General features: G+C 34.2%; 19 protein-coding genes and 1 tRNA gene. 7 read left to right on the plus strand and 13 right to left on the minus strand.

Annotated elements, in window-relative coordinates; translation table 11 throughout:
* Nucleotides 1–154: 154 nt before the first annotated feature.
* Nucleotides 155–1486 carry an IS1182 family transposase gene (locus AABD74_RS09625; RefSeq protein ID WP_406845615.1) on the minus strand — a complete coding sequence of 444 codons (1332 nt, stop codon included), beginning with the start codon at nucleotides 1484–1486 and terminating at the stop codon, nucleotides 155–157.
* A 136-nt stretch (nucleotides 1487–1622) separates the two neighbouring features.
* Entirely contained in the window at nucleotides 1623–1892 is a 270-nt protein-coding gene (locus AABD74_RS09630; protein ID WP_406845388.1) for a helix-turn-helix domain-containing protein, read from the minus strand.
* Nucleotides 1893–2599: 707 nt separating this feature from the next.
* Between AABD74_RS09630 and AABD74_RS09635 the strand changes: the two genes are divergently transcribed.
* The 3 genes from AABD74_RS09635 to AABD74_RS09645 all read left to right on the plus strand — a co-directional run bounded on the left by AABD74_RS09635 (nucleotide 2600) and on the right by AABD74_RS09645 (nucleotide 5446).
* Entirely contained in the window at nucleotides 2600–3088 is a 489-nt protein-coding gene (locus AABD74_RS09635; RefSeq protein WP_406845389.1) for a hypothetical protein, read from the plus strand.
* A gap of 14 nt (nucleotides 3089–3102) precedes the next feature.
* Nucleotides 3103–3651 (plus strand): hypothetical protein, encoded by a 549-nt coding sequence (locus AABD74_RS09640; RefSeq protein ID WP_406845390.1) that lies wholly within the window; start codon nucleotides 3103–3105, stop codon nucleotides 3649–3651.
* 463 nt (nucleotides 3652–4114) lie between these two features.
* Nucleotides 4115–5446, plus strand: coding sequence for an IS1182 family transposase (locus AABD74_RS09645; protein ID WP_406845617.1), 1332 nt, complete (start codon nucleotides 4115–4117; stop codon nucleotides 5444–5446).
* 150 nt (nucleotides 5447–5596) lie between these two features.
* Here the strand turns inward: AABD74_RS09645 and AABD74_RS09650 are convergent.
* A tRNA-Met gene (locus AABD74_RS09650) sits at nucleotides 5597–5669 on the minus strand.
* 149 nt (nucleotides 5670–5818) lie between these two features.
* Between AABD74_RS09650 and era the strand changes: the two genes are divergently transcribed.
* Nucleotides 5819–6700 (plus strand): GTPase Era, encoded by an 882-nt coding sequence (gene era, locus AABD74_RS09655; RefSeq protein ID WP_232682320.1) that lies wholly within the window; start codon nucleotides 5819–5821, stop codon nucleotides 6698–6700.
* A 324-nt stretch (nucleotides 6701–7024) separates the two neighbouring features.
* Nucleotides 7025–8332: a ribosome biogenesis GTPase Der gene (der, locus tag AABD74_RS09660; RefSeq protein WP_406845391.1), complete on the plus strand. Its 1308-nt coding sequence runs from the start codon at nucleotides 7025–7027 to the stop codon at nucleotides 8330–8332.
* An 82-nt stretch (nucleotides 8333–8414) separates the two neighbouring features.
* Here der and AABD74_RS09665 read toward each other — a convergent pair whose 3' ends face one another.
* The gene (locus AABD74_RS09665; RefSeq protein WP_406845392.1) at nucleotides 8415–10289 is read right to left on the minus strand and encodes a hypothetical protein; all 1875 of its coding nucleotides are present in this window, start codon (nucleotides 10287–10289) and stop codon (nucleotides 8415–8417) included.
* Nucleotides 10290–10631: 342 nt separating this feature from the next.
* Here AABD74_RS09665 and AABD74_RS09670 point away from each other — a divergent pair, with 342 nt between their 5' ends.
* Nucleotides 10632–13388, plus strand: coding sequence for an outer membrane beta-barrel protein (locus AABD74_RS09670; RefSeq protein WP_406845393.1), 2757 nt, complete (start codon nucleotides 10632–10634; stop codon nucleotides 13386–13388).
* Nucleotides 13389–13495: 107 nt separating this feature from the next.
* On the opposite strand, the gene AABD74_RS09675 is transcribed toward AABD74_RS09670, so the two are convergent.
* The 9 genes from AABD74_RS09675 to AABD74_RS09715 all read right to left on the minus strand — a co-directional run bounded on the left by AABD74_RS09675 (nucleotide 13496) and on the right by AABD74_RS09715 (nucleotide 22042).
* Nucleotides 13496–14230 (minus strand): DUF2490 domain-containing protein, encoded by a 735-nt coding sequence (locus AABD74_RS09675; protein ID WP_232682316.1) that lies wholly within the window; start codon nucleotides 14228–14230, stop codon nucleotides 13496–13498.
* A gap of 414 nt (nucleotides 14231–14644) precedes the next feature.
* Nucleotides 14645–15190 (minus strand): hypothetical protein, encoded by a 546-nt coding sequence (locus tag AABD74_RS09680; protein ID WP_232682923.1) that lies wholly within the window; start codon nucleotides 15188–15190, stop codon nucleotides 14645–14647.
* 227 nt (nucleotides 15191–15417) lie between these two features.
* Nucleotides 15418–17964 (minus strand): TonB-dependent receptor, encoded by a 2547-nt coding sequence (locus AABD74_RS09685; RefSeq protein WP_406845394.1) that lies wholly within the window; start codon nucleotides 17962–17964, stop codon nucleotides 15418–15420.
* A 248-nt stretch (nucleotides 17965–18212) separates the two neighbouring features.
* On the minus strand, nucleotides 18213–18626 hold the full coding sequence (locus AABD74_RS09690) for an Rrf2 family transcriptional regulator (RefSeq protein ID WP_232682921.1): 414 nt from the start codon (nucleotides 18624–18626) through the stop codon (nucleotides 18213–18215).
* 116 nt (nucleotides 18627–18742) lie between these two features.
* Entirely contained in the window at nucleotides 18743–19561 is an 819-nt protein-coding gene (locus AABD74_RS09695; RefSeq protein ID WP_406845395.1) for a TPM domain-containing protein, read from the minus strand.
* A 3-nt stretch (nucleotides 19562–19564) separates the two neighbouring features.
* Complete coding sequence (locus AABD74_RS09700) at nucleotides 19565–20002, minus strand: TPM domain-containing protein (protein ID WP_406845396.1); 438 nt, start codon at nucleotides 20000–20002, stop codon at nucleotides 19565–19567.
* A gap of 64 nt (nucleotides 20003–20066) precedes the next feature.
* A complete protein-coding gene (locus AABD74_RS09705) occupies nucleotides 20067–20651 on the minus strand; it encodes a LemA family protein (RefSeq protein WP_232682918.1) in 585 nt (194 codons plus the stop codon).
* Between the two features lie 34 nt (nucleotides 20652–20685).
* Complete coding sequence (locus AABD74_RS09710; RefSeq protein WP_053470537.1) at nucleotides 20686–21018, minus strand: MerR family transcriptional regulator; 333 nt, start codon at nucleotides 21016–21018, stop codon at nucleotides 20686–20688.
* Nucleotides 21019–21064: 46 nt separating this feature from the next.
* Nucleotides 21065–22042, minus strand: coding sequence for a peptidoglycan DD-metalloendopeptidase family protein (locus AABD74_RS09715; protein ID WP_232682917.1), 978 nt, complete (start codon nucleotides 22040–22042; stop codon nucleotides 21065–21067).
* Nucleotides 22043–22320: 278 nt separating this feature from the next.
* On the opposite strand from AABD74_RS09715, the gene alaS reads away from it, so the two are divergent.
* A complete protein-coding gene (gene alaS, locus AABD74_RS09720) occupies nucleotides 22321–24957 on the plus strand; it encodes an alanine--tRNA ligase (protein ID WP_406845397.1) in 2637 nt (878 codons plus the stop codon).
* Nucleotides 24958–25203 lie beyond the last annotated feature (246 nt).

The raw sequence follows: 25203 nt of genomic DNA on the forward strand, positions 1-25203 counted from the left end.
TTAGTAAAACGAAGAGGTTGTCTCAAAAGGACAGCTTCTTTTCGTTTATAAAAAATTAAGATAGCTATAAAAAATTAATTCGGTTTTTCGGAATTCGGCTTTAAAGATGATTTTCCGATTTTTTGACCGATTTTTAGGCAAGAACGGATTGTCTTTACCCTGCAAGTGCCATCTTTTGTAAATTATGGGCAATAGAAAGCAATCCGATTTCTACCTCGGCCTTGTTTTGTCCTCGAAGCATAAATCGTTTAAAACCTTTGTTGTGTTTGATTTGTGCAAATACGGGTTCTACATCATGACACCTTTGCTTTCTGAGCTGTTCTCCCCGTTTTGTTTTAAGTAAATCAAATGCCTTTTGCCTTATTTTGGCCAGTTCAGGATTGTTTTGCGAGGCGGTCACCTGTTTGGTTTTGCAGTCTCTGTCAAAATAATTGTACTTAACAAAGGCTTTTATTTTTCTGGCTTTTAATAAGTTGTAGTTTTCCTGCGAACCATAGCCAGCATCGGCAACTAACTCTTTGGGAACTTTTTTGTATGATTTTTCAAAACTATCAATATGCGGGCTAAGCGTTTTTGTGTCAGTAGGATTCGGATGCAGGCTGTAGTGCAGAATGAACTGCTTATTGGTACTGATCTGCAGATTGTAAGCCGGTTTTAACTGGCCGTTTAGCATATGGTCCTCTTTCATGCGCATAAAAGTGGCATCGGTATCGGTCTTGGAGAACGAGTTTCTGTTTTGAAGAATTTCTTCTTGCTGTTTGTACTTTTCAAGGTTCTTTGGCCAGTTCTTTTTGGCATAATTGAGCTTCTGGCGTACTTTCGAAGGAACTTTTTTCTCTTTCAAAACTGCATTGATCGTGTTGATTGCAGCTTCTACTTTTTCTTTATCAATAGCCCTAAAATCAACAGATTCTGTATTTTTGAGTTCTTCTTTGGCTACACTCTGTGCATAATTCCAAAGTTCTTCCAGCTGTTGTTCAATACGTTCTTTACTCTTTTTAATAGCCTTCCCCCATACAAAAGTGTAGCGGTTGGCATTGGCTTCAATCTTTGTGCCGTCAACAAAGGCAGTCTTAAGGCTTACGATGCCCTCCCTTTCTAGCAAAAGAACAATTTGGGTAAAAATTTCTTTAATCTGCCCATTTAGACGTTGACTTCTAAAACGATTGATCGTATTGTGATCCGGCTGGCTCATACCGCTGAGCCACATAAAATGGATATTTTCTTTAAGGGCCTGTTCAAGTTTTCGGCTTGAATAAATATTGCACAAATAACCATAGACCAACACTTTCAAAAGCATTTTAGGATGGTAGCTTGAAGTGCCTCCTGGTTTGTAATTGCGCATTAAACTTGTTAAATCTAAACCATCAACGATGCCAGAGACTACTCTTACAGGGTGCTTACTATCAATCAGCTCCGATAAATTCGGAGGAAAAAGCACATTTTGGTTGGGAATGTAATCTTTAAAGACTACTTTTGAAGCTATACACACACCGCAATTTAATCAAATTGCAAGAATTAGGAAAGCGAAAGCTTTCCTTTTTTTATGCCACAAAAAAAGCTGCCTCACTTTTGAGACAGCCTCATTTGTTTTTTAACTAATGTTAATTATTATACGCCTTCTAATATTCATTGAAACCAGTAAAGAATTCTTCTAATGTAACATTCATTGCTTTGAGAATCTTAATAAGTGTATTTAACTGAATATTTGCACCAGCTTCATATTTTCCATATTGAGGTCTACTGATATTGTTTTCGTATGCAAAATATTCTGAATTCGTATAACCAGCTTTTTTTCTGAAATGTCTTAATCTAGCACCAATTTTTTTGAGATATAGAGATTCGTCATTTTCTGTTTTTCCCTTAATATTATCACTTTTTTTTAAAGCCATCTTACTACTCTTTTTATAGAGCAAATCAATTAAATGTCTTTAAATTGAGTAACTCTAAATAATACCACTCTTTATAAGGAGATTTTATATATTTGTACCTAATTTAAAATTGAACAATATGGAAAACATTAGCTTTAAAAAAGAGCAATTTGATGAAATGACAAGAGTACTGAAAGCAGACTTGATGGAAAATGCATCCAAAATATTTCAGAAAATAATTCTGTTAAGATTGACAGCAAAGATTATACAGAGCTTCCAGAATTTATATATTGGTAATTGATATTTAATAATAGCAGGTTTTTTTGGATTAATGTATTTATGGCTATTACCATAGAGGGATTTATTTACGTCTTCTTTAGGAGTAAAACACTGCGGCTTTTTTTTTGGCTCGACAAAATTGGTGTTTTAGGCATTACAAATGATATTAGGTTAATCGTATATCCTTTAAAAAGATATTTGCCTGAATGGTTTCTTAATTCGTTGCCAGATGGTTTATGGGTTTATTCCTTTTCAGCCATGCTGTTTCTAGTTTGGAAAGATTTTTTTATTCAGAATAAAATATTATTGATGCTCCCGTTTGTTATGGTTTTAGTTTTGGAGGCGATGCAGTTATTCGAGATAATCAATGGTACGTTTGACATTATGGATGTAGTAACATCGTTAATTATGAATTTAGTATTAATTAAAATTTTAAAAAGTAAAGTACAATGAAAAGAATGATTAAAACCATATTAACATTAGTGGTGGTAGGGATTTTTGCGTTTATGGCGTATGGGAGTGGTAATGATAAGAAATGGGAATCGAACAATAAAGAATTATTTTGTGGTGTACAATTTGAAAATTCAGAATATCTAGAACCAATAGATAAAGAAATTAAAAAGGTAACAATTTTTAATATTGATGGAACTTACGTTTCGTATAAAAATTGGCAAGCCGTTGATGAGAGTTCAAAGCAACAATATAGAGATTCTGGAGTGAACTCAAGTGGTGCAGACAATGATTTTAGTGGGACGTGGGAAATTGTTCAGCCAACAGAGTCTATGAAAGGAGATTATTCGACTCCTGCTGAAACAATGGTAGATACAAATACTCATAATTGTCAAGATCCTACGAATAGAAATACATTTCAGTCAAAAACAGCAATGGATTGGCAAGAAAATTATGACAGAATAAAAACCCTTACGACTAAAAAATAGAAATTTAACTAAGTATGAAAAAAATTATAATATTGATTTGTTTGGCATCATCGCTAAACATCTATTCTCAAAAAGAGGACTTTATAAAAAATATTTTTATATTAAGGTTCTTGGAAGAAGGCATTCTTGTTAATAAAGATATTAAGACTGATGAAAGAATTTATAATTCAGACATTATTGATATAAATATAGATTCTTTAAACGGTTATGGACCAAATATTGTTTTTTATAAGTTTATATTAGGAAAAAATTCGATTAAAAGTTTAGATATCAGAACAGATATAAGTTTACATATGACGTCCTGTCAAGAGTATATTTTGGGTTATAATGTAGAAAATAATAATAGTTATAGAATAAAGGGATTTAATAGCAATGATTTGTTTCTTATGCTTAAAGATATTAGTGCAACTGGATCTAAGCCTAAGAAAATCAAAAAAATTTTGACCGAACTTAATGATCTGCTAATCGGGGTTGATTTTATGTGTGTTTTCAAATCGTTGCAAAAATTTGATTTTAGTTCATCTAGTTTAAAGCCTTGTAGCGACGCAAAGGAATTACATTAATAGTAGTGTGTATCAGATGTGTTGATGATTAATTATCTTCATGCAACATTTGCAATAAATCAACTATTTATAGTATTTCCCACTCCAGCTCTTCGAAGAGTTCTAATGGAAAGGCTGTGCGAAGTCAGAGACATTCGCACCGATAAAGAGAATCTATAAAGAATATAAAGAAACCTCGCCAGTTGGCGAGGTTTTTTGCGTTTTAAACTTATGTAATTGTGCTTGTTTTTTCTGCAGGAATGCCAGCCTTATAGCCTGCTCCTCGAAGAGTTCTCATTGGAATGCTGTGCGAATGTCTCCTGACTTCGCACCTGTAATCTAAATCATGGTAATTGCAGTTTTGCAAAAAAGTATAAAACAAAAAGAGGCTGTCTCAAAAGTGAGGCAGCTTTTTTTGTGGCATAAAAAAAGGAAAGCTTTCGCTTTCCTAATTCTTGCAATTTGATTAAATTGCGGTGTGTGTATAGCTTCAAAAGTAGTCTTTAAAGATTACATTCCCAACCAAAATGTGCTTTTTCCTCCGAATTTATCGGAGCTGATTGATAGTAAGCACCCTGTAAGAGTAGTCTCTGGCATCGTTGATGGTTTAGATTTAACAAGTTTAATGCGCAATTACAAACCAGGAGGCACTTCAAGCTACCATCCTAAAATGCTTTTGAAAGTGTTGGTCTATGGTTATTTGTGCAATATTTATTCAAGCCGAAAACTTGAACAGGCCCTTAAAGAAAATATCCATTTTATGTGGCTCAGCGGTATGAGCCAGCCGGATCACAATACGATCAATCGTTTTAGAAGTCAACGTCTAAATGGGCAGATTAAAGAAATTTTTACCCAAATTGTTCTTTTGCTAGAAAGGGAGGGCATCGTAAGCCTTAAGACTGCCTTTGTTGACGGCACAAAGATTGAAGCCAATGCCAACCGCTACACTTTTGTATGGGGGAAGGCTATTAAAAAGAGTAAAGAACGTATTGAACAACAGCTGGAAGAACTTTGGAATTATGCACAGAGTGTAGCCAAAGAAGAACTCAAAAATACAGAATCTGTTGATTTTAGGGCTATTGATAAAGAAAAAGTAGAAGCTGCAATCAACACGATCAATGCAGTTTTGAAAGAGAAAAAAGTTCCTTCGAAAGTACGCCAGAAGCTCAATTATGCCAAAAAGAACTGGCCAAAGAACCTTGAAAAGTACAAACAGCAAGAAGAAATTCTTCAAAACAGAAACTCGTTCTCCAAGACCGATACCGATGCCACTTTTATGCGCATGAAAGAGGACCATATGCTAAACGGCCAGTTAAAACCGGCTTACAATCTGCAGATCAGTACCAATAAGCAGTTCATTCTGCACTACAGCCTGCATCCGAATCCTACTGACACAAAAACGCTTAGCCCGCATATTGATAGTTTTGAAAAATCATACAAAAAAGTTCCCAAAGAGTTAGTTGCCGATGCTGGCTATGGTTCGCAGGAAAACTACAACTTGTTAAAAGCCAGAAAAATAAAAGCCTTTGTTAAGTACAATTATTTTGACAGAGACTGCAAAACCAAACAGGTGACCGCCTCGCAAAACAATCCTGAATTGGCTCAAATAAGGCAAAAGGCATTTGATTTACTTAAAACAAAACGGGGAGAACAGCTCAGAAAGCAAAGGTGTCATGATGTAGAACCCGTATTTGCCCAGATCAAGCACAATAAAGGATTTAAACGATTTATGCTTCGAGGACAAAACAAGGCCGAGGTAGAAATCGGATTGCTTTCTATTGCCCATAATTTACAAAAGATGGCACTTGCAGGGTAAAGACAATCCGTTCTTGCCTAAAAATCGGTCAAAAAATCGGAAAATCATCTTTAAAGCCGAATTCCGAAAAACCGAATTAATTTTTTATAGCTATCTTAATTTTTTATAAACGAAAAGAAGCTGTCCTTTTGAGACAGCCTCTTGTCTTAGTAGCGGGAACAGGACTCGAACCTGTGACCTTCGGGTTATGAGCCCGACGAGCTGCCTACTGCTCTATCCCGCGATGTTTCGGGTGCAAAGATACGCCGATTTTTGTGAAATCCAACGAAAACTTTAAAAAATGTTTTATTTTCTGTATTGAGTTGATATGACTACCTTTGCACTCGAGACCGATAGGTCGAACTGTACGCAGTAAAATTAAATATTATGCAAATGTCACATAAAGCAGGTTTTGTAAACATAATCGGGAATCCAAATGTTGGAAAATCGACACTAATGAATGCCTTTGTTGGAGAAAGATTATCCATCATTACATCAAAAGCACAAACAACACGCCATAGAATTCTAGGAATTGTAAATGGAGAAGATTTTCAAATGGTACTTTCAGATACTCCAGGAATTATAAAACCGGCTTATGAAATGCAGGAGTCGATGATGAACTTCGTAAAATCGGCTTTTGAAGATGCTGATGTTTTAATTTACATGGTCGAAATAGGAGAACAGAACTTAAAAGATGAAGATTTCTTTAATAAAATCTTTTATGCTAAAATCCCGGTTTTACTATTATTGAATAAAATAGACAATTCAAATCAGGAACAATTAGAAGAGCAGGTTGCTTTTTGGAAAGAAAAGCTGCCAAATGCAGAAATTTTCCCAATCTCGGCTCTGCAGAACTTTAATGTTCCGGAAGTTTTTGGCCGAATTATCGAATTATTGCCAGAATCTCCGGCTTATTATCCTAAAGATCAGTTGACAGACAAACCGGAACGTTTCTTTGTAAACGAAACCATTCGTGAAAAAATCTTATTGAATTACAGTAAAGAAATTCCGTATGCAGTTGAAATTGTAACAGAAGAATTCCATGAAGACGATAATATTATCAGAATCCGTTCTGTAATTATGGTAGAGCGTGATACACAAAAAGGAATTATCATTGGTCATAAAGGTGCTGCGCTAAAGAAAGTTGGAATGGATGCCCGCGTTGATTTAGAGAAATTCTTTGGAAAACAAATTCATATCGAACTTTACGTAAAAGTGAATAAAAACTGGAGAAGTAACGCTAATATGCTGAAACGATTTGGTTATAATCAGTAGTTTTTGTTTAATCGGTTAATCGTTGATTTGTTTAATCGATAACCGAAAAGTTCTTGAAACCAAGGTGCCCTAGCCCTGATGAGAGGGAAAATCCTTTTGTGCCGGGGTTCGGCACAAAAGATTGGAAGGAACAGCGGGAAATAGCTCCTGAAAATTATACAAAAAACAATAAAAACTTAGGTACTTAGAAACTTAGCATCTCAGCAACTTTTTTTAACTACCTTTGCAAAAAATTTAAAGACAGCATTTTGGATTTACGATTTAATATGATTTTGTCAAAAACAGAATCTAAAATCTGAAATCTAAAATCTAAAATTCAAAAAAATGAATAACATTGTTGCGATAGTAGGAAGACCTAATGTAGGGAAATCAACCCTTTTTAATAGGCTGATACAAAGAAGAGAAGCTATTGTAGATTCAGTATCTGGGGTTACCCGTGATAGAAACTATGGTAAAAGCGAGTGGAACGGAAAAGAGTTTTCTGTCATTGATACCGGTGGATACGTTCGCGGATCTGATGACGTATTTGAAGGTGAAATCCGTAAACAAGTTGAGCTTGCTATCGACGAAGCAGATGTTATTATTTTTGTAGTTGATGTAGAAGAAGGTATTACACCAATGGACGAAACGGTTGCAAAGTTACTTCGCAAAGTAACAAAACCTGTTTTATTGGCTGTAAACAAAGTAGATAACGCAATGCGTGAGAAAGATGCGATTGAGTTTTATAATCTTGGTTTAGGGGATTATTTTACTTTTGCAAGTATTTCAGGAAGCGGAACGGGAGATTTATTAGATGCTTTAATTGATGCATTTCCTGAAAAAGAACCGGTTCAGGTTACTGAGGAATTACCTCGTTTTGCAGTTGTAGGCCGCCCAAATGCTGGAAAATCTAGCTTTATCAATGCTTTAATTGGTCAGGATCGTTATATCGTAACTGATATTGCAGGAACTACTCGTGATGCAATTGATACAAAATTTGACCGTTTTGGTTTTGAATTCAACTTGGTTGATACTGCTGGAATTCGCCGTAAAGCAAAAGTTAAGGAAGATTTAGAATTTTATTCCGTAATGCGTTCTGTAAGAGCAATTGAGCACGCTGATGTTTGTATATTGGTAATCGATGCAACTCGTGGTTTTGAAGGACAGGATCAAAGTATTTTTTGGCTTGCAGAAAAAAACCGTAAAGGTGTTGTGATCCTGGTTAATAAATGGGATTTGGTAGAAAAAGATACCATGTCTAGCCGTGATTACGAAGAGAAAATCCGTAAAGAATTAATGCCTTTTACAGATGTGCCAATTTTATTCGTTTCGGCTTTAACAAAACAGCGTTTATTGAAAGCTTTAGAAGCTACAGTTCAGGTTTTTGAAAACAGAAAGCAAAGGATTGCAACTTCAAAATTCAACGAATATATGTTGAAAGTAATCGAAGCTTATCCGCCGCCGGCGACAAAAGGAAAATATGTAAAAATTAAATATTGTATGCAATTGCCAACACAAACGCCTCAATTCGTGTTTTTTGCCAATATGCCGCAATATGTTAAAGAACCATACAAAAGATATTTGGAGAATAAAATTCGTGATAACTGGGATTTCGCAGGAGTTCCAATCGATATTTATATCAGAGAGAAATAAAAAATCCTTTTTGGAAATCAAAAAAAAAAGCAACATTTCAAATTATGAAATGTTGCTTTTTTATTTTTAAATCAAATTAAACTTATACCTGATTCTCATCATAGAAGAAAATTTGCTCTAGTGGTGTACCTCCGTCAGAATCACCATTTTCTCCGTTATGTTTTCTGGTTGAAGAATACAATTTTAAAGTGTAAGTACAACGTACCAAATTATCAAGCGGTGGAGCGTTGAGTGCAGAATTGTCGTTTATTCTTTTAACTAATGTTGTATTTATTATACCATCGGTAACATCTCGGTCTATACTAAGACTGTTACTATTTAGGTGTAAACGACCAGATGCCAGATACGGATGGTACAAAGTATATTTTGCGTGTACGGTACCGTTAATTGGCGTACAAAGAGTAGTTTCTTCAAGCTCTTTAATTGCAAGTCTTCTGTAAATCGGGTTATTATTCATAATGACCGAATTCAATATTTTTCCGCCATCTATAACACCAAACTGATTTGCAGCTTTATTGATTACTTCTCTAATCTCAAAACGGATGGCAAATTTTTCGACAGGGATTTCATTTGCTGGAGGAATAGGCTGTCCTGCGCTAAAAATGTTCGGAACATCCGGAGCTATCGTTAACGCAGCTGTATTCATTGAGATTAATGTATCTTCTTCAATAATATTATATAATATCAAATTAGCAGGAGTAAAACCAACACTTACTAATGCTCTTTCAATTGCATGGTTGACATCGAACCAGCCTTCAGCATCAAAATCAGATTGATCACTAACCACTGAAATCTGATTATGGATAGGAGAATAAACTTTTCGAATTAATTTAGAAACAACGCCAGGAACAAATAAATTAGGATATAGGCCTACTATTTTAGTAAAACCTGCTAAAGGAGGGTTATTAATATCGTCGTTTGGAAGAGTAGCATCACTTACGGAAAAACGATATTCAATCGGATTTCCGGCGGCTGATTTCAAAGCGGCTTGTCCAGTCAGTTTTATTGTTGAATACAATACATTTTTATCAGAACTGGCGTAACCTTCTGCGTCAAAATCTGGCGCACTTGTTCCATAAGAAGAGCTGAATTTAGATCCAATTCCGGTCCATGCACTTGGGAAATTCGGATCATTAGGATCTACAACATTTACATCAGAACATAAATTTACACACAAACAAAAACCAATATTTTTGCGTGCATCAGCTTTAGTTTCATCAACTAATTTTGTGCCGCCTAATTCAGCTTTAAAATAAACATCTGGTCCGCTTTGAAAAGAAAGGAAACTTGGATCAGTTTCTATATTTATCCAGGGCGATAAAAATGTCTTTTTAAAATCGGCCGAAGTATAATCGATTCTAAAATGCCCGTTTGAATCTGTTGTTGCCGTTCCTAAATTATCATCGGTCAAAAAATCGGCATCCATTGCTGTAACTTTCGCATTAGCGATTGGCTTATTGGTCTGGCAGTTCATTAAATGTCCGCAGATAACCCACGCATCAAAAAAGTGGCCGCGAATATAACACCACCATTTATAAGCAATAGCATATTCCCATCTGTATCTTTCATCTTTCGCTTGTTTTTCAAGTTCTAAACGCATCGAAAAAGTCGTAATATGCAGCTGCACTATTTCATCTCTTTTTGGTTTTGGATGTTTTGGCGGAACTGAGCCACAGACAAAATCAATATCGAAGCTTGCGTCTGTATGTTTTTCATCGACTTCAATTTGAAAATTACCTTCTGCATCTGTTTTTGCTTTGTAAGCAAGTAATTCTGCTCTTTGTTTTGCCTCTTCTTTTGAAACAAAACGGAATGTTTCTTTTGCACTAGAGGCTGTATTTGCAGTAGAATCAACATTTCTGTATGGATGGTAAATTAAAATTTCTACTTCAGATACGGCCTCAAGACAATCTTCACATACATATCCTCTTAAGGAACCTTTAAAAATATTTTTCATGGTAATGGGTTTTTAAGTTGCCTACTCTTATCAGTTTTCGACTTTTCTGTCATACTCTGTTTTAGGATTTTCTGAATTCTCCTTTTATTGTTGTCGCAAAGTTTTTGTATTTTGATGAAATAGAAGTAAGGCTAAATACTGTTTTTAAAAGGGCAGTTTTACCCTTTTTTATAGGGTTTAAATTTTTGGTAACCAGTATTTTATGTTTTAAAATAAAAATCTAGGCGTATTTTTAGTTATCTTAATAACTGCAGAAAAGACACGTTATATGAATAAATGTAAAAACTACAATTAAACCTTTTAACTTATTTGTAGTCTAACCATCTAACTAACCAATTTTTTATGACTAAGATTTATTCATCTTTATCGTTTTTATTCCTTTTCGTCTTAACCGCCCATGCACAGAATGATATTACTATTAGAGGAATAATTTTAGATGTAAATACCCAATTACCGCTGGAAATGGCAACGGTTTATTTTACCACAATTAAAGATTCTACTGTTATTGAATATGCCACCACAGATAAAAATGGTGCTTTTCGAATGGATATAAAAAAATATGACAAACCTGTGTTTTTGAAGGTAAGTTATATGGGATATCAAACCTATTTTGAAGAATATAAAGGACTTACAGAAAGTAAAGATTTTGGTAAAATATACATGCTTGAAAATGTAAACGCCTTAAATGATGTGGTTATAAAAACTGAAGCTACGCCCATAACAATCAAGAAAGATACTTTAGAATTTAATGCAGGGTCTTATAAAGTCCGTCCAGATTCTAATGTAGAAACCTTATTGAAACAATTACCCGGATTTGATGTCGATAATGATGGAAAAATTACCGTAAATGGGCGAGAGGTTAATCAGGTTTTAGTAAACGGAAAAACCTTTTTTGATAAAGACGGAGCTATTGCCATTAAAAATTTACCTGCAGATATTATAAAAAAGATTCAGGTTTCTGATTTTAAAACCAAAAAAGAAGAACTGGCAAAGCAGGAATCAACTTCAGATTTTTCGAGTATTAATATTACTATTGATGAAAAGAAAAACAAAGGTTATTTTGGAAAAATAATGGGCGGTTACGGTACAAATGACCGCTATGAAGCCAATGTTAACCTGAATTATTTTAATAATAAACAAAAAATAAGTCTGCTGGCTTCTTCAAATAATATCAATTCAACCGGATTTTCTATGGATGATGTTTTTGATAATATGGGGGGCGGAAGAAACAGTAAAAGCGGCAGCTCAAATTCCGGCGGAAGCGGAAAGGGAATTACACAGTCAAATCTAGTCGGGCTTAACTATTCTGACGACTGGACAAAAGACCTGCTGGCAATGGGAAGTTATAATTTTTCGAATACGATTAATAATAATGACAGCAAATCAAATCAGCTTAGTTTTTTACCAACTGGAAATATTATTACTGAAGCCGATTCTAAAACAAGAAACGAAAGTACCGGAAATAATGTAAATTTTGAATTAGAATATAAAATTAATCCAAGTATGCGAATTGTTGTGGCACCAAAACTGAATCAATCGCGAACAAACAGTAATTTGACTTCATCAAGTTTCTCTGAAGATGAAAACGGAAATGCATTAAACGAAAGTAATTCTAAATCGTATTCTGAAAGTGATAACCTTAATTTTGGTAACACAATTAACTTTAATAAAACCTTTCAAAAGAAATCTCGAAATCTAAGCTTTGTATTTACCAATAATAATACAAGTACGGATTCTAACGGTTTGAATCTGTCTGAAACGATTTTTTATCAGGACAATCAGCCAAATGATGAAAGAAATCAAACGACAAAAAAGAAAAACAGCAGCGATGCCTATTCTGCAGATATTGAATATACAGAACCAATAACTGATTCTTTAAGAGTTAGATTTGGATCTGATTTTGATTGGAATAGTACTGTAAATGATGAAAAGACTTTTAATTTTAATCCTGATACACAGGAATATAGTGATCTAAATTTGTCTCTAACTAATTATACAAGCTCCATGCAAAATTCTGTTACACCAAAAGTTGGAGTTACACTGCAAAAAAATAAGTTTACATTAAATCTTGACAGCCGAACTTCTATCGTAAATTTTGATAATCATTCGTTGTATTTAAATAATGCAACAGATTTAAGTAAAAAATATGCATTGCCATTTGCGACGGCCTTATTTAGATACAAGTTTACGCGTTCTAAAAATTTATCATTTAAATATGATTATTCAAACGCATTGCCGTCTGCAACGCAGTTAATGCCAGTTGTGAACCTTAATAACCCGCTGAATACAATTGTTGGAAATCCTAATTTACATCCGATAGAAAAAAGCAGTGTAAATTTCAATTTCAAAAATTATGATTTCCGTTCACGTTCTGGTTACAGTTTATATTTAAAAGGAGATTATTATGATAATGATATTGTGTCAACTTCTATATATGACGAAAGCGGAAAAAGAAATACAACTTACGTAAATATTTCGGGCGTTTACAATGCCTCTATTGGCGCAAACTGGAATCAGTCGGTAAAAGGCGGAGCGCATACTTTAAGATATGGTTTAGGATTAAACGCGGGCTATTCTTTTGACAAAGGATTTACAAATGCCGTTTTATATAATGCAAAATCGACTTCGATAACACCAAAAGTTTATTTGTCCTATGATTACGGAGAAATATTAACAATTGCACCATCTTATAATTTATCATACAATCAGTCGGAATATGAAAATTATTCACGAGATGCAACTTCAAATGTGGTTCACAGAATCAATTTGCAGACGACAACGTACTGGCCGGAAAATTTAATCTTCGGAAATGATTTTGGATATACCTATAATTCAAATATTTCTGGCGATTTCAAAAAAGATTTTTATCTATGGAACACTAGTTTGTCGTACGGATTTTTAGATAAAAAGCTGTATGCAAAAGTAAAAGTTTATGATGTTTTAAATCAAAATTTAAGTGCGACACGAACGATTTCTGCAACAGCAATCCGTGATGAAGAAAATACCGTTTTAAGGCGTTATGTAATGTTTTCCATGGCTTATAAAATCGGAAACTTCACAGGATCTGAAAAAGGAGGGAAGAGAAGGCAGCGAGAATAGTTTTTTTTTGAAGGTTCAGAGGCTCAAAAGAAGCAAAGAAGCAAAGAGACAAAGAGACAAAGGTTCAAAAGGAACATAGAATAGAAAAAAAATCCTAAATCTAAAATCTAAAATCTATCAATCTTATGATAAAAAGTAAATCGGATAATATCACGGTCATAAAAATCTACACCGCTGGCACGTCTTTGAAAACTTTTTAGATAACCTAATTCTAAGCCGATATTAGAATTAATATGATAGCGAAGTGCAGCGTAAAGACGATTTTGATCAAATGTATTTCGTTTATTATCTTTTCCGTAATTCAATAAAATTTCATCAGAAATTGTTCCTTTTAAGCTTTGTTTTTCCTTTTTCCAAAGATCAAAAGTCGATTGTAACCTATAACGAAACCGGTATGCAAAGGAAAAATTATCAAGCAGTTCTGTTCTTGTCGCTTTCTGTATAAAACGTTCTTCAAGCTGAAATCGATTATGAAAAGTAATTTTTGCAATATCGTTGATGAAAGTAATATCTTGCTGTATGCGATATTCAGGAATCGAAAAATCGGGATCAGCGTTCGGGTCCTGCGTATTTACGTTGAAGTAAGCAAAACCACCACCCAAATCAATAGTTTTTGCGGCTCGGTATCGACCTTGCAATCGTATAACAAATAAATTTTGATGAATTGGATTCACAAAACTACGGTTATCAAATTCAGAATGTAAAGCCCATTTTTCGGTTAAAGGAAGAATATTATAATAACGAATCCAGGTCAGCGTTTGCTGATCTGTTTTTTTTAGATTCTGTGCTGATAAAATAGAACCTGTAAAACCTAAAATAATAATTAATTTATAAATTTTCATTTGCCCAATTGAGGATGCGAATATATACAAACAAGAATTATTTTTTATTGCACTTTTTATTGATTTTGTGATTGTTTTGGTTAATTAATTCAAGTTGCTAGTTTAATAATTCAATAAATAAATTTGATCTAAAAAAGTTTAGAGGCTGTCTCAAAAGTCGAGACAACCTCTTTTTTATTCGGATACCTATCGGAGAAATTTTCCATTTACGCGATTCTCAACAGCTTGATTTTACTTTTGAGACAGCCTCATTTTTTCTGGCAGATTTTATTATTCTGCTGCCAATATTTAACTCCTAACGGAATAACAAAAAAATATCTTGGAGAGATTATATATTGGTAGAAATCAATTTATTCATGTCAATTTTTGTCCCGTAAGGACTACACTTTATTAACTAGCAGCTTGAATTAAGTATTAAATAGAAGAACAATATTTATCATCAAAGACGATAGCTGTTTTATTATCTAAGTTTAAAAATGATTCAAGCTGTGGTATGATTTCCATTTCTAAAAAGCGTACTTCCGGATTGGTTCTATTTTCGTTTTTTATGTCAGCAGTTAATTTAATCTTTTTAATTCTTGTATTATCCACAGATAGAAGAGAATAATGATAATTCATTGATCTGGATTTTGAAATAATATCTGAAACATTATTTAATGAAATAATTTTCTTTTTACCCAGCTGAGTGATTTTGTAGAAAGCACCATCTGTTTTGTCAAAAATAAATGTTGTTTTATTTTTAATCCGGAATTTGTAAATACCATTAAAAACTAAAACAGCGCTTATCAGAATAGAGAGAATAAATCCAATTTTGAAATTATGTAAGTGTGATAATGCAAATCCCGCAGTCAAAACTAAAATTCCTAATACAGACTTTAGAATGATATTTGATTTTTCGTACCAATAAGGATTATATGATATTTGACTTGCTGAAACTGTAAAATTATAATAATTCTGCATTTTAGTATTTTGTTTACATTACTAATATCTTCCGTCCAGAAGAAGAATCATTGTCTAAAAAATATTAAATTTCATTGTTTAGAATGAAATAAAACGCTTCTATAAGTTTTTAAAATAACAGTTTCGGGTAATTGTATTTTGATGAAACATTTTGCAAAAAAAAAACGAGATACGTTTTTAAACGCATCCCGTTAATTTAGTTTTTAGTTTTAATTCTTAATTTATTGTTACAAGCTGTATTTCAATGTGATTCCGTAAGTTCTTTGATCACCTAATACACCAGCATATTGTCCTGCGTTACCTCCTGCCGGCAATAACTGCTCATAGTAATCTTTGTTTAAAAGGTTGCGTCCCCAAAAGTGAACAGATAAACCTTGTGATGCACGGAAACCTAAACGAGCATTAAAAATTGCATATCCTTGTACAACTAAATATTTTGAAGCCGAAGGGCTTGAAGAAAATTCAGAACGAGCATAAGAATCAACAGCAAGGAAAACTTTTCCCGCATTCCCAAAGAATCTTGCATTATCAGAAAGTTCACCACCTAAAGATCCTGCCCATCTTGAAGCACCCGGAAGATTAGTTCCGGAAACATCTTTGAAAGATACCGGAGCTCCGGTTTCTTCTAACGGAAGTGGTGCGTTAGTGAATTTTTTATAAATACCATCTGTATAAGTTACAGCACCATTTATAGTTAAATGTGAACTTATAACAAAGCTTGCATCTAATTCAACACCTTGTACACGTACTTCGTCAGCATTTGCAAGATAACCACGGTTTACACCCAATTCAGCAGCCTGAACATTAGTTTGGAAATCTTTAATATCTGTTCTAAAAGCAGCAATATTGAAGATTGAATTTTTGAAAGGAGAAGTTTTTACTCCCACCTCATAATGATATACTTTTTCAGGTTTGATAACAGCAAGTTCAAGCAGCGGCTGTCCGGCTGAGTTTGTTGGAAGCCCGGCTACGTTTACACCAACCGGTTTGTAGCTTTTTGCAAAAGTTCCGTAAGCATTGATTTTATCCGAAGCCTTAAAAGTAACAGTAATATTTCCGGAAAAGTCTGTATTATCAATAGCTGAATCAAATGCCTGATCAGAATATACTTGTTTTTTTAAAGCAAGTAATGCAGGATCTGTTGTTTGTAAACCTCCATAAGTTGTACGAGCATAGTGAGCATCTTTTTTGTCAAAATTATATCGTAAACCTGGTAAAACATGCAGACGATCTGTAATTGCCCAGTCAAGCTGGCCAAAAACTGCAGCACTAGATGCCCTGATATTTGCATCAGTTTTGATTCCGTATCCTTCAAAAAGACCCGGGGTTTTCCATAAAGAACTAGTTGAACTTTGTGCAAACCTCCATTGTGCACTTCCAGATTCTTCAGTACCATCTGTTTGAGATGTTTGATCGATAAAGAATACTCCGGCAACACCACTGATTTTAGAAGTTAACCGTCCTGCGTAACGAACTTCTTGCGTAATCTGAGTTTGTCTAGTTGGGTTTTGAGACTTAGCCAATACTTGTAATCCTGTAAAATCTCTATCATTTGATGGATCCCAGTTCCAAAAACGCCATGCAGTTGTTGAAGTAAGAGTCCCGCCTCCAATTTTTGTATCAATGTTTAAAGAAACACCTCCCATATCCTGATTAGAACGCCATGGTGTATCCTGATCAATTCTACGATCAAATGCATTTTGGCTTGGAAGCTGGTAATTTAAATCTTTAATAATAGCATCAAATTGACGGTAAGCAGCTCTTTGTGTTGGAGCAACACCGGCAACAACTTGCGCATATCCGTCAGGACGCTGCGTTGTAATATCAGCTGCAAATATAACATTTGTATTTACAGTTGGAGTCCAAAGTAATTGACCTCTAATACCTTGATTGTTTAATGTATTGGTAGATCTTCCAGTTGCAACATTGTCAACTAAGCCATCACGTGACGTACCTGAGAAAGATAATCTACCTGCCACTTTGCTTCCTAAAGCACCAGTAACAGAAGCTTTAGCCTGCAAGAAAGAATAATTTCCATAGCTTACCTCAAAGTCAGCACCCGATGTAAAACTTGGTTTACGAGTTGTAATGTTGAAAGCTCCAGAAGTTGTATTTTTTCCAAATAAAGAACCTTGCGGTCCGCGTAAAACCTCAATTTGTTCTACGTCGATAAAGTCAAGAGTTGTTGCAGCCGGACGAGCGTAGTAAACACCGTCAACATAAAATCCAACTCCCGGGTCGATACCATCATTTGTTAACCCGAACGGAGAACCTAAACTTCTAATGTTGATACCCGTATTTCTTGGATTTGAAGAATAAAGCTGAACCGAAGGAACTAATTCCTTAATACGGTTTACATTAAAGGCTCCGGTTTGTTCTGCCTGTTTTCCTGTAATTACAGAAATTGCAATTGGCACATCCTGAACTTTTTCAATTCTTCTTCTTGAAGAAACTACAACTTCAATAAGTTCATTTTCTTCCTTAAGTGCAACCTGAATTGGATTTACCGGAATAGAAGTTACTTCTATTTCAGCTGTTGTAAAGCCAACATATTGAATTAAAAGTGTAAATGGCAATCTCCCTTTTGAATCGATTGTAAATTTACCGCTGTTGTCTGTTACAGCGCTGTTTGTAGTTCCTTTAACTACCACGTTTACGGCTTCTAAAGGGATGTTTTCGTTTGTTGTAACTACACCTTCAATGTTTTGTGCAAATGATACAGTGAAAGTTAAAAAGAATAATATTGTAAAGATATTTTGTAAAGACGTTTTCATTTTTATATTAAGTATATGTAATTAGTAGAATTTAAAGGAAATTTTTTTAAATCAGCATATACACATTAAAGATGAATTTCTTTTCACAGAAGCTGAAAGCCTTGTTTGTTTATTTTGCAAAAGTTTTGATACACCTGATGGACTAAAATGTACTTTCATGTTAAAAATTTTGTAAATGGTTAGTTAAATATTTTGTGCAAATATAAATATTAATTCTATCGATTTACTAGGAATTAGAAAATATTTTTTTATTTATTTACCAATGAAGCGATTGTGATGCCTTCCATTGCCTTCAAAGTTTTATCTCTAATAAGCATTAAACCTTGACGCAGACTGCATTCAGACTCGGTTTTACAATCAGAGCAAGGCTCATAAAAATTTAAAGAAGCGCATGGCAAAAGTGCAATTGCACCGTCAAATAATCGGTGAATTTCTGCCAAAGTGATGTCATTTTTTGATTTTATCAGATAATATCCGCCAAATTTTCCCTGCTTACTGCTCACAAAACGTCCTCGTTTTAGATCTAATAAAATCTGTTCTAAAAACTTTTTAGGAATGTTAGCGCCATCAGCAATTTCTATAGTTCTAGAAATGTGATTTTCGTCTTGTTCTGCTAAATAAAGTAAGGCCTTAAGGGCGTATTTTGCTTTATGTGATAACATCTATATTTGAATTATAAATTGTAAATTATGAATTATAAATTTAACTAAAATAATTTAGTAAACCTGAAACTTAAATAAAAGAAACCAGAAACAAAGAAAACTTGAAACAAAAGTTTCTACCAGCTTCCGCCAGAACCTCCTCCGGAGAATCCGCCTCCGCCAAATCCACCGCCGAAGCCTCCGCCTCCGCCAGATGAACCACCGCCAAATCCTCCAAAGCCGCCGCCGCTGCTTCTGCCAAGACTGCTTAAAAGAATTACATCCATCAGGCTTGGACCGCCGCCATTGCTGCCAGAATTTCCTCCACCGCCTCTTTTGCTGCGGGAAAGTAAAATTAAAACAATTACAACAATTACGATAAATGGAAGTATAGGAAAGTCTTTTCCTTTAGATTGTTTGCGTTCTCCTTTATATTTGCCTTTAAAAACATCAAAAAGCGCATCGGCACCTTTATCAAGTCCGCGATAATAACTTCCTGCTTTAAATTCCGGGATAATAATGTTTCGGGTAATTTCTCCACCAATTCCGGCTGTTAAACGATCTTCTAATCCGTAACCAGGCGAAATCCAGATTCTTCTTTCGGCTTTAGCCAATAAAATCAAAACCCCGTTATCTTCTTTTGCCTGTCCAATTCCCCATTCATGAGCCCATTTTGGAGTAAGAATTCCAATATCTTCGCCTTTTAAGCTTTCAATAGTAATGACTACAATTTGGGTAGAAGTTGAATCAGAATAACGAATTAGTTTTTCTTCTAACTGCGTTTTTTCAGAAGCGCTTAAAACATTGGCATAGTCATAAACAGAAGTTTGAAAATCCGGTTTTTTAGGAATATCAAATTGAGCAAAAATACTATTGCTAATGAAAAGCGTGATAAACAAAAGAGTAAACTGAAAAATTCTATTGGAATTTAAGATTTTATTTTTGGAATTTTTCATCATTTATCCTTTTGAGATTTCGTTAGATAATTCGTTTGTATCGTCTGCTAATGAAGGAAAATACTTTTTAAGCTGTTCGCCGGCATTTAAAATACCATCAACAATGCCTTGTTTGAAGTTACCGGATCTGAAATGATTCGTCATAACGTCTTTGGTGCAATCCCAAAAATCATCAGCAACTAAATCGTTAATTCCTTTGTCGCCGCAAATCACGAAGTTTTTATCATCAATTGCAAAATAAAGTAAAACACCATTTTTTAGTTTGGTTTCATCCATTCGTAATTCATGAAAAACTTCTAAAGCTCTGTCAAAATGAGCTTTAGAAGTTGTTTTTTCTATATGAACCCTAATTTCGCCAGAAGTGTTTTCTTCAGCCATACGAATAGCTTCAATAATTTCCTGCTCTTCAGCTTTGGTTAAAAAATCTTCTACATTTGACATGGGGAATGATTTTAGAGTTTAGATTTATGATTTTAGATTATTTTCTAAAAATATTGAATTCTTTTTAGAATTTTACTTCAACTGGTTTGTCTGCTCCTGTAGAAGCTTCGAAATATGGTTTTTCTTTGTATTCGCTCAGGAACCAGTTGTTTGGTATTTTTAAGATGTAACCATTATAACCTTGTACAGATTCGTTAAAACGAGTTCTAGCCGTTAAAATTTGGTTTTCTGTACTTGCTAATTCGTCTTGTAATTTCAAGAAGTTTTCGTTTGCTTTCAGAGTTGGATATTGCTCAACCGAAACTAATAATTTTGATAAAGAAGAAGAAACACCGCTTTGAGCCTGGTTGAATTGTGCCAATTGCTCTGGAGTTACATTACTTGGATCAATAGTTACAGAAGTTGCTTTTGCACGAGCTTCGATTACTGCCGTTAAAGTTGATTTTTCAAAATCAGCAGCACCTTTAACTGTATTTACTAAATTACCAATAAGGTCATTTCTTCTTTGGTAAGCTGTTTGTACGTTACCCCATTCTTTATTTACAGCTTGGCTGTATTGCAAAGCACTATTTTTAATTCCAATCGACCAAAATGCGATAATAGCGATAAATACAATAATAATTCCTACAGGGATTAACCACTTTTTCATATTTGTTTTGATTTAAGTTTATTTCTATTTTTAATTACAATTCGTTTTTGATATCGTTTAATTGTGTTTTTATGGTCTCTAATTTACGTATTATTTCGAATTTATCTAACGTTTTCTTCTGACCTTCTTTTAAATGTGTTTTGGCACCTTCAAGTGTAAAACCTCTTTCTTTAACTAAATGATAAATTAACTGCAGGTTGGTTACATCCTCTGGAGTAAACATTCTGTTGCCTTTGGCGTTCTTCTTTGGTTTCAGGATATCAAATTCGCTGTCCCAAAATCGTATCAAGGATGCATTGACATTAAAAGCTTTGGCAACTTCGCCAATGCTGTAATATCTTTTATCTTTTGAAAGCTCAATATGCATGTTTTTTTGTTTCTAATTTATTTCAAAAATAATACTTTTTGTAGTATTAATCTAATGACTGATTTTCCTGGTTTGCCATTTGCGAAATTGCTACGTATTCTGCTGCCGAAATATTTCCGTAATAGAAGTTCAGCGGGTTCACAACTTTTCCATCTTTATGTACTTCATAATGGCAATGCGGCCCTTCAGATCTTCCTGTACTTCCTACATAACCTATAACATCGCCGCGTTTGACATGTTGTCCGGGCCTGCAGTTATATTTGCTCAAATGTGCATACAAACTCTCATATCCAAAACCATGCCTGATGACAACATGGTTCCCAAAGCCCGAAGCTGTGTTGTCAGCCCTTGCCACAACGCCGTCGCCGGTGGCATAAACAGGTGCTCCTGTGTTGGCAGTAAAATCCATTCCGTTGTGCATTTTTCGCACTTTCGTAAAAGGATCGATTCTGTACCCAAAGCCGGAAGCAACACGTTTTAAATTTTCATTTTGTACCGGCTGAATTGCCGGAATCGCTAATAATAAATTTTCTTTTGCACCGGCTAATTTCAATATTTCATCTAATGATTTAGACTGAATGGCCAATTCTTTTGAAAGTTTATCTATTCTTTTTGTCGTGTTCAAAACCAGCTGCGAATTGTTGTAACCTTCTAAAACCTTATATCTTTCAGGATTTCTAAAACCTGCTTTTCTAATAGAATCCGGAATTTCGGCTTTATTAAAATATACTCTGTAAATATTATTGTCACGTTCTTCTAAAGCATCAGCGGCAGCGTCAATTTCGTCCAGTTTTCTATTTAAAATCGAATATTGCAGCTTTAAATTTTCAATTTCACGTGCCTGCAAACGGTCTTTTGGCGTTTCAAAATACGGAGTGTTAATTAAAAGTACAAAAACTAAAAATCCAAACAATGCCGAAGCCACTAAAAACAGTAAAGCATAACCGATTTTGATTCTTTTTCTGGTTTTTATTTTTGTATAAGCCAGATTTTCTGAGTCGTAATAATATTTTACTTTCGCCATATTTTAAAATACGCTATTTTTGCAGCTTGTAAAATCAATTAGTCGAACAAAATTACTAAATGTTTCAGTTGTTGACCGCTTTTTTACAAGAACAGGTTAATTAGATAATTGGGGCAAATTAGATAATTAGATAATGCGCAAAATAAGGAATTTATTGTTGTAAACTATAAGTTTTTTATTTTCAGTTTTAAAATAAACGCATCATCAAATAAACAAATTATCTAATTATCTAATTTTCAAATTAACACATTAAAATGGACACATTTTCTAATTTAAATATGAAATCACAAGACGTACGTAAGCAATTTTTAGACTTTTTTAAAAGCAATGGACACCTTATTGTTCCATCGGCTCCTATCGTTCTTAAAGACGATCCAACCTTAATGTTCAATAACTCGGGAATGGCTCAGTTTAAAGAATTTTTCTTAGGGAACGGAACTCCAAAAAGCCCAAGAATAGCCGATACGCAAAAATGTCTTCGTGTTTCTGGAAAACATAACGATCTTGAAGATGTAGGTTTTGATACCTATCATCATACTATGTTTGAGATGTTAGGAAACTGGTCTTTTGGAGATTACTTTAAAAAAGAAGCAATCAACTGGGCTTGGCAGCTTTTGACAGAAGTTTATAAAATTCCAAAAGAAAATCTTTATGTTTCTGTTTTTGAAGGAAGCAAAGAAGATAATGTCCCATTTGATCAGGAAGCTTGGGATATCTGGAAAACATTAATTGATGAAGACCGAATTATTCTTGGAAATAAAAAAGACAATTTCTGGGAAATGGGAGATCAGGGACCTTGCGGACCTTGTTCTGAAATTCACGTTGATTTACGTCCGGAAGCTGAGAAAGCTTTAGTTACAGGAAAAAGTTTGGTAAACAACGATCACCCGCAAGTAGTTGAAATCTGGAATAATGTATTCATGGAATTCAACCGTAAAGCTGACGGATCTCTTGAAAAACTTCCTGCACAGCACGTTGATACCGGAATGGGATTTGAGCGTTTGTGTATGGCTTTACAAGGAAAAACATCAAATTATGATACAGATGTTTTTACACCGCTTATTGAAAAAGTAGAACAAATTACAGGTTTAAAATATACATCTGATGAAGTAAAAAACATCTCAGAAGAACAAAATAAAACCAACATTGCAATTCGTGTTATTGTAGATCACGTTCGTGCCGTTGCATTTGCAATTGCTGACGGACAATTACCATCAAATACGGGAGCTGGATATGTTATTCGCAGGATTTTGCGTCGTGCTATTCGTTACGGATTTACATTCTTAAATACGAAAGAACCTTTTATCAATAAATTGGTAGAAGTTCTGGCAAACCAAATGGGAGAATTTTTCCCAGAAATTAAATCACAGCAGCAATTAGTTACCAATGTAATTCGTGAAGAAGAAGCTTCTTTCTTAAGAACCTTGGATCAAGGTTTGCAATTGTTAGAAAATGTAGTTGCTGAAACTACAGGAAAAGAAGTTTCTGGCGCTAAGGTTTTTGAATTGTACGATACGTTTGGTTTTCCAAAAGATTTGACAGCTTTGATTTTAAAAGAAAAAGGTTTCTCTTATAATGAAACAGAATTTGAAGTTGAATTACAAAAGCAAAAAACACGTTCTCGTGCAGCGTCTGAAGTTTCAACGGAAGACTGGAATGTTTTGATTCCCGGAAATGTAGAAACATTTGTTGGTTATGATAAAACTGAAAACGAAGTAAAAATTACTCGTATCAGAAAAGTTGATTCTAAAAAAGATGGTATTTTGTACCAAATCGTTTTAGATAATACACCTTTTTATCCAGAAGGCGGAGGACAAGTTGGTGATAAAGGAACATTGGTTTCGGCAAATGAAACAATCGAAATTATCGATACCAAAAAAGAAAATAACTTGATTTTGCATTTTGCAAAACAGCTTCCTGAAAATGTAGAAGCAGGTTTTGCAGCAAAAGTAAATACTGATTTAAGAACGTCAACTTCTAAAAATCACTCAGCTACGCATTTAATGCATTTGGCTTTGAGAAGCATTTTAGGAACGCATGTGGAGCAAAAAGGATCATTGGTAAATCCAAATTACCTGCGTTTTGACTTCTCACATTTCAGCAAAGTTTCTGATGAAGAAATTAAACAAGTAGAAGCTTTTGTAAATGCTCAGATTGAAGCGCAATTGCAGTTGGTTGAACACAGAAATATTCCAATTCAGGAAGCATTAGATAAAGGCGCAATGGCTTTATTTGGTGAAAAATACGGCGATAATGTTCGTATGATTGAATTTGGTGAAAGTAAAGAGTTATGTGGAGGTATTCACGTAAAAAATACAGCAGAGATCTGGCATTTCAAAATTATTTCTGAAGGAGCTGTTGCGGCTGGAATTCGTCGTATTGAAGCAATTACGGGCGATGCGGTGAAAAACTTCTATCTAAACCAGGAAAATACATTAGCAGAAATCAAAGAAACGCTTAAAAATCCACAGGATATTTTAAAATCTGTTGCTTCACTTCAGGATGATAATGCTAAGTTGAAAAAACAAGTTGAGCAATTATTAAAAGAGAAAGTAGGTTCGTTAAAAACTGAATTAGAAAAAGATTTCCAGGAAGTAAACGGAGTAAATTTCCTTGCGAAACAAGTTGACTTAAGCATGGCTTCTACAAAAGATTTGGCTTCGGCTTTAGGAAGTTTAAAACCAGATTCGTTTGTGTTTTTAGCTTCTGTAGAAGATGGGTTACCAAATATTCATTGTTATATCTCTAAAGAATTGGTTGTAAGCAAAAGCCTAAATGCAAATGCAGTTATCAAAGAATTAGGAAAGTATATTGACGGAAATGGAGGAGGACAGCCTTTCTTTGCTTCTGGAAAAGGTAAAAATACAAACGGAATCGCAGAGGCTTTGTCTAAAGCAATTGAGTTTGTAAAGTAGTTTTTTGAGGTTCTAAGAATCTAAGAAACTAAGGTTCTAAGATTTTTAAATTATAGATAAAGTAAGCCCGACAGGTTTTTAAAATCTGTCGGGTTTTGTATTTAATTCAAATTAATAGCGTCCAGCTTTAGCTGGATGTTATTTGAAGTTCAAAAGAAAAGGGCTTTAGCCAAACGTAAAAGTTCGGCTAAAGCCCTTTTGTCTTAATTTATTTTCCCATCCAGCTAAAGCTGGACGCTATTAAAA

The organism is Flavobacterium soyae (assembly GCF_045348165.1).
In the GTDB taxonomy this organism is placed as follows: domain Bacteria; phylum Bacteroidota; class Bacteroidia; order Flavobacteriales; family Flavobacteriaceae; genus Flavobacterium; species Flavobacterium soyae.

Coding starts and splice junctions, on each gene's coding strand:
- alaS (WP_406845397.1), top strand. CDS start 22,321: ATGAAATCACAAGACGTACGTAAGCAATTTTTAGACTTTTTTAAAAGC.
- AABD74_RS09690 (WP_232682921.1), bottom strand. CDS start 18,626: ATGTTATCACATAAAGCAAAATACGCCCTTAAGGCCTTACTTTATTTA.
- AABD74_RS09695 (WP_406845395.1), bottom strand. CDS start 19,561: ATGAAAAATTCCAAAAATAAAATCTTAAATTCCAATAGAATTTTTCAG.
- AABD74_RS09675 (WP_232682316.1), bottom strand. CDS start 14,230: ATGAAAATTTATAAATTAATTATTATTTTAGGTTTTACAGGTTCTATT.
- AABD74_RS09665 (WP_406845392.1), bottom strand. CDS start 10,289: ATGAAAAATATTTTTAAAGGTTCCTTAAGAGGATATGTATGTGAAGAT.
- AABD74_RS09715 (WP_232682917.1), bottom strand. CDS start 22,042: ATGGCGAAAGTAAAATATTATTACGACTCAGAAAATCTGGCTTATACA.
- der (WP_406845391.1), top strand. CDS start 7,025: ATGAATAACATTGTTGCGATAGTAGGAAGACCTAATGTAGGGAAATCA.
- AABD74_RS09680 (WP_232682923.1), bottom strand. CDS start 15,190: ATGCAGAATTATTATAATTTTACAGTTTCAGCAAGTCAAATATCATAT.
- AABD74_RS09685 (WP_406845394.1), bottom strand. CDS start 17,964: ATGAAAACGTCTTTACAAAATATCTTTACAATATTATTCTTTTTAACT.
- AABD74_RS09670 (WP_406845393.1), top strand. CDS start 10,632: ATGACTAAGATTTATTCATCTTTATCGTTTTTATTCCTTTTCGTCTTA.
- era (WP_232682320.1), top strand. CDS start 5,819: ATGTCACATAAAGCAGGTTTTGTAAACATAATCGGGAATCCAAATGTT.
- AABD74_RS09705 (WP_232682918.1), bottom strand. CDS start 20,651: ATGAAAAAGTGGTTAATCCCTGTAGGAATTATTATTGTATTTATCGCT.
- AABD74_RS09700 (WP_406845396.1), bottom strand. CDS start 20,002: ATGTCAAATGTAGAAGATTTTTTAACCAAAGCTGAAGAGCAGGAAATT.
- AABD74_RS09640 (WP_406845390.1), top strand. CDS start 3,103: ATGAAAAAAATTATAATATTGATTTGTTTGGCATCATCGCTAAACATC.
- AABD74_RS09710 (WP_053470537.1), bottom strand. CDS start 21,018: ATGCATATTGAGCTTTCAAAAGATAAAAGATATTACAGCATTGGCGAA.
- AABD74_RS09635 (WP_406845389.1), top strand. CDS start 2,600: ATGAAAAGAATGATTAAAACCATATTAACATTAGTGGTGGTAGGGATT.
- AABD74_RS09630 (WP_406845388.1), bottom strand. CDS start 1,892: ATGGCTTTAAAAAAAAGTGATAATATTAAGGGAAAAACAGAAAATGAC.